At 34.5% G+C, this 15,125-nt stretch carries 11 protein-coding genes; 10 read left to right on the forward strand and 1 reads right to left on the reverse strand.

Going from position 1 to position 15,125, the window contains the following annotated elements; translation table 11 throughout:
- Positions 1-207 precede the first annotated feature (207 nt).
- Positions 208-1,224, reverse strand: a complete 1,017-nt coding sequence (locus ACFS3A_RS25500) for a proline-specific peptidase family protein (RefSeq protein ID WP_379828379.1) — start codon at positions 1,222-1,224, stop codon at positions 208-210.
- Between the two features lie 190 nt (positions 1,225-1,414).
- On the opposite strand from ACFS3A_RS25500, the gene ACFS3A_RS25505 reads away from it, so the two are divergent.
- The 10 genes from ACFS3A_RS25505 (at position 1,415) to ACFS3A_RS25550 (ending at position 15,112) form a co-directional block, all read left to right on the forward strand.
- The gene (locus ACFS3A_RS25505; protein WP_379828380.1) at positions 1,415-1,861 is read left to right on the forward strand and encodes a PepSY-like domain-containing protein; all 447 of its coding nucleotides are present in this window, start codon (positions 1,415-1,417) and stop codon (positions 1,859-1,861) included.
- 144 nt (positions 1,862-2,005) lie between these two features.
- Positions 2,006-3,034 (forward strand): LacI family DNA-binding transcriptional regulator, encoded by a 1,029-nt coding sequence (locus ACFS3A_RS25510; RefSeq protein ID WP_379828381.1) that lies wholly within the window; start codon positions 2,006-2,008, stop codon positions 3,032-3,034.
- A gap of 58 nt (positions 3,035-3,092) precedes the next feature.
- On the forward strand, positions 3,093-3,929 hold the full coding sequence (locus tag ACFS3A_RS25515; protein ID WP_379828382.1) for a helix-turn-helix domain-containing protein: 837 nt from the start codon (positions 3,093-3,095) through the stop codon (positions 3,927-3,929).
- An 86-nt stretch (positions 3,930-4,015) separates the two neighbouring features.
- Entirely contained in the window at positions 4,016-4,558 is a 543-nt protein-coding gene (locus ACFS3A_RS25520; RefSeq protein ID WP_379828383.1) for a YbhB/YbcL family Raf kinase inhibitor-like protein, read from the forward strand.
- A 274-nt stretch (positions 4,559-4,832) separates the two neighbouring features.
- Positions 4,833-6,980 (forward strand): alpha-glucuronidase family glycosyl hydrolase, encoded by a 2,148-nt coding sequence (locus ACFS3A_RS25525; protein ID WP_379828385.1) that lies wholly within the window; start codon positions 4,833-4,835, stop codon positions 6,978-6,980.
- A 159-nt stretch (positions 6,981-7,139) separates the two neighbouring features.
- A complete protein-coding gene (locus tag ACFS3A_RS25530) occupies positions 7,140-7,877 on the forward strand; it encodes an SDR family NAD(P)-dependent oxidoreductase (protein WP_379828387.1) in 738 nt (245 codons plus the stop codon).
- Between the two features lie 259 nt (positions 7,878-8,136).
- Positions 8,137-9,300, forward strand: a complete 1,164-nt coding sequence (gene uxuA / locus ACFS3A_RS25535) for a mannonate dehydratase (protein ID WP_379828449.1) — start codon at positions 8,137-8,139, stop codon at positions 9,298-9,300.
- Positions 9,301-9,508: 208 nt separating this feature from the next.
- Positions 9,509-12,142, forward strand: coding sequence for a glycosyl hydrolase 115 family protein (locus tag ACFS3A_RS25540; protein WP_379828388.1), 2,634 nt, complete (start codon positions 9,509-9,511; stop codon positions 12,140-12,142).
- 155 nt (positions 12,143-12,297) lie between these two features.
- Entirely contained in the window at positions 12,298-13,407 is a 1,110-nt protein-coding gene (locus tag ACFS3A_RS25545) for an endo-1,4-beta-xylanase (protein WP_379828390.1), read from the forward strand.
- A gap of 271 nt (positions 13,408-13,678) precedes the next feature.
- On the forward strand, positions 13,679-15,112 hold the full coding sequence (locus ACFS3A_RS25550) for an MFS transporter (RefSeq protein ID WP_379828451.1): 1,434 nt from the start codon (positions 13,679-13,681) through the stop codon (positions 15,110-15,112).
- The last annotated feature ends 13 nt before the right edge of the window (positions 15,113-15,125 follow it).

A 15,125-nucleotide genomic window follows, 5' to 3' on the forward strand; every position in this document is an offset into this window, starting at 1 on the left:
TGTTTTAGAATTGTTTCTATTATTTTCTTTAAGCCCGAAAAACTGCTTTTAATCCCAATGCGTTAGCGATGGAAGCGGCATCCTTTTGTTTTTTTCTTTAAAAAACAAAAGATACAGCACACAGCCCGACCCGGAGGGAAACGCCCAAATTATTGTTATTTTGAAGTTTATTGCTTTGTAATCTAATGATTTGCGTTTTGTGTGTCTTTAGATTTTTTTGCTGTCAACATCATTAATAAATTCAATTACACCACTCATAAAGACTTTTTGATCGTCCCACATCGCTAAGTGGCTTCCGTTTGGGCAATATAAATAACGACCTTTTTTGACTAATTTACTTTGCTCTTCCATTGCTTTTGGATCCATCGTGTCATATTTTGCTCCGATCATTAAGGTTGGAACATTAATTTCATGAAGCCTGTTTTTGATATCCCATTTGGCTAAACGACCACTGATACCAAATTCACTCGGACCTTGCATTAGAGTGTATATTTCTCCATTTACATGTTTACTGGCGCGATTTAAACCATCTGGCCATTCCTCTAATCTGCATAAGTATTTTTTATAGAAATTTGGAATTAAAAGTTCCATATATCTTGGATTGTCAAAATCTTTTTTAGATTCTAAATCTCGTATTTCCTTGAGAATTTCTGGTTTCATTTGTTTAGCTAAAACCTCATCGGCGTATTTGCCATATTCTGGAGCACTTGCCATCATGTTTGAAACTAGTAACCCTTTTAGGTTTTGTTGATATTTTAAAGCATATTCCATGGCTAATATTCCTCCCCAAGAATTTCCTAAAACATAAAAATTTTCTTTATCAGCATTTATCGCTTTGCGTACTTGTTCGACTTCGTCAACAAATCTGTCTGTTGTCCATAAACTGCTGTCTTTGGGCTGATCGCTGTAATACGAGCCTAATTGATCATATTCATAGAATTCAAAACCTTCTCGCTGAAAAAACGTTTTAAAGCATTCCATATATTCATGAGTCATTGCTGGTCCTCCGTGTAATAATAGAATTTTTATTTTTGGATTGTTTCCAAATCGTTTTGTCCAAACTTTAAATTCGCCAATTGGTGTTTTTATTGGGATCATTCGTACTCCGGCCGTTTCAACTTTATCTTGATTATAAGTGAAATAATCAAATAATGTTTGACCTGATTTTTCGTTCTTGCATGATACGGTTACTAGAAGGATTAAGAAAAGAGAAATGTATCGCATGTTTTTATTATTTAATGGTTTCTACTAAATTACGAATTAAAGTAGTTGTTAATCGGGAACTAGTATAATGTTTTAAGTATTGATAATTAGTTTGTTATTATAGATTAAAAAACTAAAACTTTCTTAAAATCATTTGAATGCATTTCTTGAAGTGGTAAATTAGTAATAATAGACTTTAAAGAAATGAATTATGATAATGAGGATATTTTTAGCCATAGCATTGTTAATTGTAGCAATCTCGGCCAGTGCGCAAAAGAAAATTGAAGTAACCGAATTGCCAAAACCGGCACAAGAATTTTTAAAGAAGCATTTTAGCCATACTTCGGTAGAAAAAGCTCAAAAGGATCCCGAACATGGAGAAAAGGGATATGAAGTCAAACTCAAAGACGGGACAGAAGTAGAGTTCTGGAAAGACGGCTCATATCGAGAAGTGGATGGCGGAGACAATCCAATTCCAACTGCTTATATTCCAGATAATATAAAAACTTATGTAGCCAAAAATCACCCAAACGAAAAAATAACACACATCGACTATGGACACAAAGATCTTGATGTCGATTTGACCAATAAAATTGATTTAGAATTTACGAAAGATGGTAAAATTTTAAAAGACAAAAAAAACGATGTCAAAAAATAATAATGTATAACACAGATAAATTCCGATTTATAGCCTATTATTTAAATGCCAGGTGATAAAACGGAATTTTATTTTAACTCCAATTTTTATCGAAGAACATCTTGAGAGAAAATAGTTTATATTTACATTTCTATTTTTTATTTCATGGAAGAAAATAAACACGTAACGATTTATGATATTGCTGAGCGCTTAAATTTGGCAACATCAACCATTTCACGAGCTTTAAAAGACCATCATACCATCAGTGATAAGACAATTAAGAAAGTGAAAAAAACCGCTGAAGAAATGGGGTTTGTTCCTAATACTTTGGCAGCTGGTTTACGCGGAAACAAAACCCGAACTATTGGTGTTTTAATCCCAACCGTTACACAGCCCTTTTTATCTTCATTAATAAGTGGAATTGAAATTACTGCTCAAAAATCGGATTATACCGTAATCATTATGCAGTCGCATGACTCGTATGATGAGGAAGTAAATATGGCGAAATCTTTATACAGCAATCGTGTTAGTGGCGTAATTTGCTCTTTGGCAATGGAAACCAGAGATACCGCTCATTTTCATCAGTTTTCGAACAATAATATTCCGTTAGTTTTTGTTGACAGGGTTCCGAAAGATTATAATACTTTTAGAGTTGTTATTGATAATTATACAGCAGGTTACAAAGCGACCAAACATCTTATTGAGCAGGGCTGTATTCGTATTGCACATTTAACAGCCGGTTCAGAATTAGGTAATTTGTACAATGAAAGAAAAAGAGGTTATATTGAAGCCTTGAAAGATCATAATATTGAAGTAGAAGAAGAATTGATTATCAATTTAAATTCTGTTACTTACGAAGATGGCGTAAAAGCTAGTAACGCTCTATTTGATTTAAAACCAATTCCTGATGGATTGTTTGCTCCGGGAGATATTTTGGCTGTAAGTGCTGTGCAAACCGCAAAAAAACGTGGCATCAAAGTACCAGAAGAATTCAAAGTAATTGGTTTTAACAACGATCCGATTTCGCAGATTATCGATCCTAATTTATCGACTATTACACATCCAGCCGAAAAAATGGGAAAAGCAGCTGCTGAAATTATCATCAAGAATTTGAAATCGACTAAAAATGATGATGCTAAAGAAATTACCTTTTTAAATACAGAAGTACTCGCTAGAGAATCTACTCAGAAATAAAATCAAGAACATTCTAAATAGTAAGATTTATCATTTGTTTGATAAGTCATGAACTTTTATGAAAACAATTACACTTCCCGACGAAATGAATTTAGAAAAATCACAACACGTACATGTTGTCGATTACAGCAGTTCTAAAGACGTTTCGAAACAGCAAATTATTTTAAATCACAATATAATTAGTTTTTTGATTGAGGGAACGAAAGAAGTTATTTTTGATACTAAAGAATTGTCTATAACGCCTTCTAAGTTTCTTATAATGCGTTCTGGGAATTGTTTAATGACAGAAAAAAGAGTTTCTGAAACTTCCGGTTACAAAAGCATTCTTTTGTTCTTTTCTAATGAAATGGTTCATAATTTCATCAGAAAAATGGAATTGGAGAAATCGGAATCAATCGAACCAAAATCAGTTTATGCTTTTGATTATGATGATTTCCTGAAACGTTTTGTAGACAGTTTAACCGATATTTCTAAACTTTCAAAAGCTGTTCAGATAAAACTGTTAGAAGTAAAGTTTGAAGAGATAATGCTTTATTTAACGGCTCAGTGTGGAACCGATTTTCTGTATTCGCTAACGACAAACAGCAATGATATTTCTCAAAAATTTATTCGAACTATCGAAAATAGTCATTTAAGTAAACTGACTTTAAAAGAATTGGCTTTCTTGTGTAATATGAGTGTTTCGACTTTCAAAAGAGAATTCGAAAAATACTATTCAGAATCACCAATAAAGTGGTTTCAGAACAAAAGACTCGAACATGCACATTACTTGCTGAGTCAGGAAAAAAGCCCTTCCGAAGTTTACTTTGAGGCAGGTTATGAAAACCTTTCCAGTTTTAGTCAGGCGTATAAAACCAAATACGGCGTTACGCCCAAATACCATAAAACGATTTGAGCTTTTAGCAACAGTTTTTGACTTTTTAGCTAAAATTATTCAGCCGTTCCAAATCTAACTTTGCTTAAAATTTTAAAACAGATAAAATGAAAAAGCTAGGTTTAATTTTGGCGATGTCAGCCATTTTTTCAACATCGATTTTTGCACAAAAAACATTTACCTTGAGCAGTAAAGATTTAGGAGGAGAAACTACTAAAGTTCAGGAATTTAACGGATTTGGCTGTTCTGGAGAAAATCAGTCTCCACAGCTATCCTGGAAAAATGCTCCCGAAGGAACCAAAAGTTTTGCTGTAACCATGTACGATCCAAATGCCCCAACCGGAAGCGGATTCTGGCACTGGGTTGTTGTTGATATTCCGGCAAATGTAAGCGAATTAGTAACTAATGCCGGAACTAAAAATCTTGTTCCAAAAGGCGCTATCCAAAGTGTAACCGATTACGGAATCAAAGGATTTGGAGGTCCATGTCCGCCAGTTGGTCACGGATTTCATCAATACATTATTACCGTTTATGCTTTAAAAATCGATAAACTGGGAACAGACGATAATACAAATCCGGCTGTAGTGGGATTTAATCTTTGGAATCAGACTTTAGCGAAAGCCAGTATTGTAGCGTATTACAAGCGATAATAATTAAGGATTTAAACTCTAAATCCAACCCCGTTATAGCAGGATAGTTTTTATAATTATCCTGCTTTTATTTGTTATAGAAATTATTTTTTCGAAAAAAAGAGAGCTAAAATTTTTTTCTTAAACAACAATCCTATATTTTTACGCAACCGATTGCAATTGTTGTTTTATTTAGGATAATGTATTTTTTAAATTAAAATTTTGTCAAATACTTTTAAAAGGAAATAAAATAGTGATGCTGTAAAAATGAGATTGTAAAGAATAAATTATAACCATGACTTCATTAAGATTTGTTTTCCTGTTTCTTCTGATTTCTTTTTCGGCTTCGGCACAAAGGGATTATAAATTGTGGCTTCAGTATAATGTTGTCAGTAATTCAGCAATTGCTTCAGAATACAAAAACAATCTTAAAGGAATTGTTGTTTTAGGAAATTCTGAAACTCTTAAAATCGCTGAGAAAGAACTTAAAACAGGATTTTCGGATATGTTAAGAAATATTCCAGAAATCAAATCTGATATAAAAGGAGAGAACAATTTAATAATTGGTTCACAATCGAATTTGAATGCTGAAATCAAAAACGAATTGAAATCTGACTTTGACAAAATAAATAACGAAGGGTTTATCATTAAATCCATTAAAAACAAAAAACAAATTGTTATTACAGGAAAAAATGATGTGGCTGTTTTATACGGAGTTTTTAGTTTTCTGAGAATACTGCAGACTAATAAATCGGTTAAAAATTTAAGTATTTCTGATTCTCCGAAAACTAATATCAGAATCCTAAACCATTGGGATAATCTCGATAGAACTGTAGAACGTGGTTACGCGGGATTTTCACTTTGGAACTGGCAGAAATTGCCTGATTTTATTGATCAGCGTTACATTGATTATGCCAGAGCGAATGCTTCAATCGGAATTAACGGAACAGTTTTGACCAACGTAAATGCAAATGCTTTGATTTTGACACCACAATATTTAGAAAAAGTAGAAGCTCTAGCGAATGTTTTCAGATCTTACGGAATAAAAGTATATTTAACAGCAAGATTTTCGGCACCAATCGAAATAGGAAACTTAAAAACTGCCGATCCGAAAGATCCAGAAGTGATTAATTGGTGGAAAAATAAATCAGCTGAAATTTATAAACGAATCCCAGATTTTGGAGGATTCTTGGTGAAAGCCAATTCAGAAGGTCAGCCAGGGCCTCAAAATTATGGAAGAGATCATGTCGATGGTGCGAATATGTTGGCAGATGCCGTTGCTCCGTTTGGAGGCGTAATTATGTGGAGAGCTTTTGTATATTCAGAACATGATGCAAATGATCGTGCGAAACAAGCTTACGCTGAATTTCAGCCCTATGATGGAAAATTCAAAGAAAATGTAATCGTTCAGGTCAAAAACGGTGCAATTGATTTTCAGCCGAGAGAGCTATTTCATCCTTTGTTTGGAGCAATGCCGAAAACGCCTTTAATGATGGAGTTTCAAATCACGCAGGAATATTTAGGTTTCAGTACACATTTGGTTTTTCTTCCTAAATTATTTCAGGAAGTTTTGGAATCAGATACATATCAAAAAGGAAAAGGCTCAACCGTTGCTAAAGTGGTTGATGGCACTTTGTATCAAAATAAACTAACCGGAATTGCCGGAGTTGCGAATATCGGTAATGATTTAAACTGGACAGGACATCCTTTTGCACAGGCGAATTGGTATGGTTTCGGACGATTGGCTTGGAATCCATATTTAGACTCTGAAACGATTGCCGATGAATGGTTGAGAAGTACTTTTTCAAATGATGAGAATTTCATTAAGCCTGTAAAAAATATGATGATCGAATCGCGTGAAGCCGTTGTTAATTATATGACTCCACTTGGGCTTCATCATATTATGGACACAGGACATCATTACGGGCCAGGGCCTTGGGTTTCGAATTTGTCAAGACCGGAATGGAATCCGACTTATTATCATAAAGCAGATAAAAACGGAATTGGTTTTGATAGATCAAAATCGGGTACGAATGCTGTTTCGCAATATGCACCAGAAGTTGCCAATATTTTTGATAATTTAGAAACTTGTCCTGAAAAAGATCTTTTATGGTTTCATCATGTTTCATGGGATTATAAACTAAAAAACGGACAAACTCTTTGGAATGGACTTTCGCTTAAATATCAGGAAGGTGTAGATCAAGTAAAAGAAATGCAGAACGTCTGGGATCAAGCAGAAAAATATGTTGATAATGAACGTTTCAACGAAGTAAAAATGCTATTGGAAATTCAGTACAAAGAAGCAAAATGGTGGCGTGATGCCTGTTTGCTGTATTTTCAACAGTTTTCGGGTAAAGAACTTCCAAATGGAGTTGAAAAACCAACACAAACTTTAGAGTATTTTAAATCATTAAAATTCCCATTTGCACCGGGAAATGGATAAATAATTGTAACACGGATAAAACGGATTCGCTATCGCGAAGACACAGAAAAAAAAGTATTTTTTCAATAAAAATTAGAATGAAAAATCTGTGTAAATCAGCGTTTTCGCGATAGCGAATCCGTCTAATCAGTGTACTATAAATATATTTTATAAAAAATTATGAGCAAGAAAACGGCAATTGTAACCGGAGGAAATTCGGGTTTAGGATTTGCAACAGCAAAGAAATTATGTGACAACGGAATCACAACTTACATCATTGGTAGATCAAAAGAAAAAACAGAAGATGCCTGCAAAGAAATTGGAGAAAATGCCATTCCGGTAATCTTCGATTTAAATGATCTAAAAGGAATTCCTGCGATGATTGAAAGCATTACAAAAAATGGCTCAATTGATATTTTGGTAAACAACGCCGGAATCAATATGAAAAAGGAATTTGCAGATGTGACCGATGAAGAATTTTTATCAATCATTCACACCAATCTTTTGAGTGTTTTTGCTGTAAGCCGAGAAGTCGTAAAGAATATGAAAGAAAACGGAGGCGGAAGCATTATCAATATAAGTTCAATGGCATCCCAATACGGAATTCCAAAAGTAATTGCGTATTCGTCCAGCAAAGGCGCAATCGAAGCCATGACTCGTGCTATGGCGGTTGAATTGGCTCAGTTTGGTATTCGTGCGAACTGTATTGCACCAGGATTTATTAAAACCAAAATGTCATCGACAGCTTTGGATAACGATCCTGAAAGAAAAAACAAAGTGTTAGGAAGAACGCCAATGGGCTATTTGGGCGAACCATCAGATATTGCAGACGCCGTTTATTATTTCGCGTTAAGCGAGTCAAAATATACTACTGGTACAGTGTTGCCAGTTGATGGTGGAAACAGTATTGGGTTTTAATTGTGAAGATGCCACAAAGTCGCTAAGACGCAAAGTTTTTCTTTAAAGTTTTTCTACTATAAAGGTATTAAGAAAATTAAGGAAAACTTTGAACTCAATCTTTATAATAAAAAGGAAATTAAGGCGTGACTTTATGGACTTAAACCTAAAGAAAAAAGGATAATTAAAGAATTAGCTTTATGAACTTAATATCTTAATGATAGAAAAAAAACTTTGTGACTTAGCGCCTTCGTGGCATAAAAAAAGAAGTATGATAAAAATGCAACAAACCATGAGATGGTTCGGACCAACCGACAATGTCAAGCTAATTGACATTCGACAAGCTGGCGCAACTGGAATTGTAACTGCGTTGCATCAAATTCCGGTTGGAGATATCTGGACTATTGAAGCGATAAAAGAAAGACAGGAAATCATTCGCAATTATGGTTTAGAGTGGACTGTGGTTGAAAGTCTTCCTGTTCATGAAGAAATCAAAAGAGCTTCAGGAAATTATTTGCAATACATAGAAAATTATAAAATTAGTCTGCAAAATCTGGCGGAGTGTAGCATCAAAATTATAACCTATAATTTCATGCCGATTCTGGATTGGGTAAGAACTAATCATAATTTTATAAACGAAGACGGGAGTAAAGCTCTTTTATACAATCAGGATGCTTTTACTTATTTTGATGTTTATCTTTTAAAAAGACCAAATTCAGAAAATGAGTATTCAGATGTCGAAAAAGAAAGAGCTTTGCAATTTGGAAATCAATTATCTGAAGAAGAAAAAGCATTGTTGTTTAAAAACGTTTTGCTAGGACTTCCAGGAAGTACAGTTCATTTTACGGCAGAGCAGATTTTGTCTCTTTTAGAAAACTATGCTGAAATTGACAATCAAAAACTAAGAGAAAACCTGATTTATTTTCTATCAGAAGTAGCGCCAATTGCGGAGAAAAACGGGCAAAAATTAGCAATTCATCCGGATGATCCGCCGTTTTCGGTTTTAGGACTTCCAAGAATTGTTTCAACTGAAGCCGATTTAAAAGCTATTTTCAAAGCTGTTCCATCAAAAGCAAACGGATTGTGTTATTGCACAGGTTCTTTAAGCGCTGATCCCAATAACAATCTCGAAAAAATAATAGACGATTACGGAGACCGAATTCATTTTTTGCATCTTCGAAATACCATCCGCGAAAGCGAAACCACTTTTAGGGAATCAGAACATTTAAATGGCGATGTTAAAATGGAAGTTATCATTGAGAAATTATTGTTATTAATGAATAAAACCAAAGTAAGTCTGCCGATGCGTCCCGATCACGGTTTCCTGCATAGAGTGGATGAGGAAACAGAAACTTATCCAGGTTATTCTTTGACAGGAAGACTGAAAGGTTTGGCTGAATTAAGAGGTTTGGAAATGGGAATTGGGTATAAATTGAATTTGTAATATTCTTTCGCATTAGACCTGACAGGTTTTAAAAACCTGTCAGGTCTGCAATGAGGAAAGAAAAACGTACTGTTTGTCATTTCGAGGAACGAGAAATCACATTTGGGATTCGACAAAGATTGGCGAAATTCTATGTGGAATTTCTAGTGTGATTTGCTTCGCCAGTTCACTATCGCTCAGGTCTCCTTGCGTCGAAATGACAAAACTAATGCAAACAAAGAAAATCTATGATTCTATGTTTTTAAAAATTAAAACTTCATATCTAATTCTACTACTTTTTCTAATCGGATTAAGCACAAATTCGTATGCGATAAATCCAGAAAAATATGTAGTCAATCGGGCTTCTAATGAAAACTTCCCTTTGGTTTCAAAAGGGAAAATAGCTTCGATTTTTGTAGACGATAAAGATTATGCAGGAGTTTTAAAAGTAGCAGGGCATTTAGAAAACGATCTTTTTAAAGTTTCAGATTTGCATCCGAAAAGAATAAAAAAGATTTCAGAAGCAGAAGATTTTATTGTCATTATTGGGACATTAGGAAAAAGCAAATTTATCGATCAATTAGCAAAACAAGGAAAAATTGATGCCAAAGCACTTCAAGGAAAATGGGAAAAATTTACCACACAAATTGTCGAAAATCCGTTTAAAGGAATTAAAAAAGCATTGGTAATTGCAGGTTCAGATAAACGAGGAACGATTTACGGAATCTACGATTTATCGAATCAAATTGGCGTTTCTCCTTGGTATTATTGGGCAGATGTTCCCGTGAAAAAGCAATCAGAATTACATGTTTTACCCGGAATTCATTCTCAGGGAGAACCAAAAGTAAAATATAGAGGAATTTTTATAAACGACGAAGCTCCGGCTTTGTCTGGCTGGGCATTTGAGAAATTTGGCGGATTCAATTCGAAATTCTACGATAAAGTTTTTGAATTGATTCTGCGAATGAAAGGCAATTATTTATGGCCGGCGATGTGGGGCAGAATGTTTTATGTCGAAGATCCGCAGAATGCTGTTTTGGCCGATAAATACGGAATTGTCATGGGAACTTCGCATCACGAACCGTTAACAAGAGCCCATGCCGAATGGGGAAAAGCAAACGGGAAATGGGATTTTAACACCAATTCTGAAGCTTTGATTAATTTCTGGAAAGACGGAATTAAGCGAATGGGAAATAAAGAAACTATCGTTACAATCGGAATGCGTGGCGACGGCGATGAACCCATGACGGAAGGAACTGCAATTGAATTATTAGAAAATATTGTAAAAACCCAAAGAAATATTATTGCAGAAGTTACTAAAAAGCCTGCGCAAGAAACTCCGCAAATGTGGGCACTTTACAAAGAAGTTCAGGATTATTATGACAAAGGAATGACCGTTCCTGATGATGTTACGCTTTTGCTTTGCGATGACAATTGGGGAAATATCCGCAAACTTCCAGAACTGGATTCGAAACCCAGAAAAGGAGGTTATGGCATTTATTATCATTACGATTATGTGGGTGGCCCGAGAAATTACAAATGGATCAACACGAACCAAATTGAAAGGGTTTGGGAACAAATGGATTTAGCGTATCAATACGGTGTCGATAAAATCTGGATTGTAAATGTAGGAGACATCAAGCCAATGGAATTTCCGATTGAGTTTTTTTTGGACATGGCGTGGAATCCTGAAAAGTTTAATGCTGAAAATTTAGAGCAATATTATGTTAATTGGGCAAAAGAAAATTTTGACAATCAATTTACAGAAGAAATTGCCGAGATTTTAAAATTATATACGAAATACAATTCACGAAGAAAACCTGAATTATTGGATGCTAAAACTTATAGCATTGTAAATTTTAATGAAGCAGATCGAGTTGTATCACATTATCAAAAATTGGTTGAAAAAGCCAATTCGATAAACGAAAAGTTGAAACCAGAATACAAAGATGCTTTTTATCAGCTCGTTTTGTTTCCGGTTTTGGCAAGTGCCAATTTAAATGAAATGTATGTCGCAACGGCTAAAAATCATTTGTATGCAGAACAAGGAAATGTCATTGCAAATGAATATGCTGAAAAAGTAAAAAAGTTATTTGAAAAAGATGCTGAGCTCACAAATTACTATCACACTCAATTAGCAAATGGTAAGTGGAATCATATGATGTCACAAACACATATTGGTTATGATAATTGGCAACAGCCTGAAAAAAATGTGATGCCCAAAACAAAAACAATTGAAATTTCAAACAAAGTTCAAGCGGGAGTTTCTATAGAAGATTCATCAAAGGCTAGAACTTCGATTAATAAAAATAGGGATTTAGATCATTTTAGAGGTTTTGTTGAGGACAATGGATTTATTTCGATAGAAAGTAAAAATTATTCTAAAGCAATAAATTCAGATGCCGTAAAATGGACCATAATTCCAAATCTTGGTAAAACAGATTCAGGAATAACAATAAAACCTTCGAATATCAAATCAATTGAAATTTCAGAAAGATCTCCAAGATTAGAATACAATGTTCATTTTTTCAGTAAAGGAAAGATAAAAGTAAATGTCTATTTTTCGCCAACAATCAATTTTAAAATTGGTGACGGCTTAAAATACGGAATTGGTTTTGATGATGAAAAACCGCAAATCATGAACCTTAATGCAGATTCTTCAGAAAAAGCCTGGGCTGAATCGGTTGCCAATAATATTAAAATTATTACCTCAACGCATGAAATCGAAAATTCGGGAAATCATATTTTGAAAATTTATGCGATTGATTCGGCTTTGGTGCTTCAGAAAATTGCAATTGAAACTGAAGAGGGGAAAGTTTTGGAGTCGTATTTGGGGCCTCCGGAGAGTTTTATGAAGGAATAATACGCAAAGTTTGTCATTCCGAGGAACGAGGAATCACACTAGAAACTCCACACAGAATATCGCCAATCTTTATCGATTTCCGAGTGTGATTCCTCGTTCCTCGGAATGACAAAACGAAACGAATAAAAAACTATTAACTATTTAAACCAAAAGATATGAAATTTATTAAACCTTATCTAGTTGTCGTCACAACTTTGTTGGCTGTAAGCTGTACGTCACAGAAAGAAACCGCTTCATTAAAAGATGCTTATAAAAATGATTTCTACATCGGAACCGCTTTAAGTGCGGATCAAATTGAAGTCAAAAACGCTAAAGAAGATTCTCTGATTCGAAAAGAATTTAATGCGATTACAGCAGAAAATATCATGAAATCGATGTACACGCATCCGCAAAAAGACAAATATGATTTTGCTTTATCGGATAAATTTGTAGCGTATGGAGAGAAAAACAAAATGTTTATTCACGGTCATACTTTAATTTGGCACAGCCAATTAGCACCTTGGATGGAAAAGATTGCCGACAGTACAGAAATGAAAGCTTTTATGAAAGATCATATTACCACAATCGTTTCCAAATACAAAGGCAGAATCAATTCGTGGGACGTTGTTAACGAAGCGTTGAACGAAGATGGAACTTTAAGACAATCTGTTTTTTTGAAAACGCTAGGCGAAAAATATCTGATTGACGCTTTCAAACTGGCCGAAAAAGCCGATCCAAAAGCCGAGTTATATTACAACGATTATAATATCGAAGAATCAGCAAAAAGAGCCGGAGCAATTGCCTTAATCAAAAAAATAAAAGTAGAAGGCGGAAAAGTGGACGGAGTAGGAATTCAAGGGCATTGGAGATTAAATAGTCCGTCATTAGAAGAAATTGAAAAAAGTATTTTAGAGTATTCGGCATTAGGAATTAAAGTCGCTTTTACAGAATTGGATATTACCGTTTTACCAAATCCGTGGGATTTAAAAGGAGCAGAAATCAGTCAGAAATTTGAAGGAAGCGAGAAAATGAATCCATATCCAAAAGCATTGCCAGATTCTATCCAAAACAAACTCGCAGAACGTTACGAATCGATTTTTAAACTATTTTTAAAGCATAAAGATAAAATCAGCCGAGTGACTTTTTGGGGTGTTCATGATGGGCAATCTTGGCTGAACGACTGGCCGATAAAAGGAAGAACGAATTATCCTTTGCCATTTGATGCCACTTTAAGACATAAAAAAGCTTACGAAAGTATTTTAAAGCTGAAAGAAACTAAAGAATAAGCATCGAAAAAGAGTATGTTTTGAGAAATAATCAACAATCGGTTGTGAAATGAAAAATAACTTAAATAAAGTAAACTAAATTTGCATAATATGTTTTTTTGTCTAATTTTACACAACCGATTGTTTTAATTGTAATTCGCTTTCCTGCAAGGTTTCCAAAACCTTGTAGGTCTGATTTTAGGAGCTGTAAAAAACAATTGAAACCTACAAGGTTTGAAAAACCTTGCAGAAATAGAACTAACTAATCAAAAAAATGACCACAAACCCACGAATGACTAACATTTCACAAAAACTATCCATCAAAGAAAAAATTGGATACAGTTTAGGAGATCTTGCTGCAAATCTTGTTTTTCAGACTTTGATGACCTATCTGGCGTATTTTTACACCGATATTTACGGATTATCGCCAACCGATTCTTCGATCATCATGCTGATTGTTGGATTAATTGCCGCTTTTATTTTTAATCCGATCATTGGGGTTTTGGCAGACAGAACGAGTACCAAATGGGGAAAATTCAGACCCTGGATTTTAATAACCGCAATTCCGCTTGGAGTGGTGGCTTTATTAGCATTTTCAACTCCTGATTTTTCATACAAAGGAAAAGTAATTTATGCCGTTGTCACCTATAGTTTATTGCTGCTTTTTTACGCAGGAAACAATCTGCCATATTCTGCTTTAAGTGGCGTTATTACAGGCGATATGAAAGAAAGAAACAGCATGTCGTCCTATCGTTTTGTGGCGGTGATGTTTGCCCAGTTTTTTGTTCAGGTTTTTATGCTTGGCATTATCAAAAGTGCTGGAAACGGTGATAAAGCCATCGGAATCGAAAAAGTAATGACTGCTTTGGCGATTATTGGAACAATCATGCTTTTAATTACGTTCTTAACTACGAAAGAAAGAATCATTCCGAAACCAGAACAAAAGTCAAGTGTAAAAGAAGATTTAAGCGATTTAATCAAAAACAGACCTTGGATAATTATGCTTACGCTTACCACTTTGGTTTTTGTGACTTTGGCAATGAAGGGCGGTTCGTATGTGTATTATTTTGAAAATTATGTTGATAAAGATCAATTAGCGGTTTTTATTCAGCCTATTTTAGATACTTTGTCTACTATCGGATTGAATCATTTTGGGAATGATCCCGTTTCAGCAGGTTTTGGTTTATTCAATGCGGGTGGTATTATTTTTATGATTGTCGGCATTACTTTGTCAAAAAATCTGGCAGATAAATACGGAAAACGAAATGTATTCGGCGTGTTTTTATTCATCTCGACTTTGTTCATTATCGCTTTTTACTTTTTTCCGCCAGCGTCAATCGGATTGATGTTTTTCTCTCAGATTTTACACGGATTTTTCTACGGAATCACAATCCCGATCCTTTGGGCGATGATTGCCGATGTTGCCGATTATTCCGAATGGTTGAATAACCGTCGTGCAACAGCAATTATATTTTCGGCAATGATGGTTGGACTAAAAACAGGATTGAGCGTTGGAGGCGCTTTAACCACTTTATTTTTAGGCCATTTTCATTACGTACCAAATGCGCCAGAACAGTCTCAAACAGCCATAAACGGAATCAAATTACTAGTGAGTATTTTCCCTGCAATCCCTTTTTTAATTGGAGCCGGATTGCTTTTTTTCTATAAAATCAATAAAGAAATGGAAGTGCAGATCGAAACAGAATTAAAAGAAAGAAGAGCTTAATTATTTAAACAAA

Origin of the sequence: Flavobacterium notoginsengisoli (genome assembly GCF_042686225.1) — a bacterium.
In the GTDB taxonomy this organism is placed as follows: Bacteria; Bacteroidota; Bacteroidia; order Flavobacteriales; family Flavobacteriaceae; genus Flavobacterium; species Flavobacterium notoginsengisoli.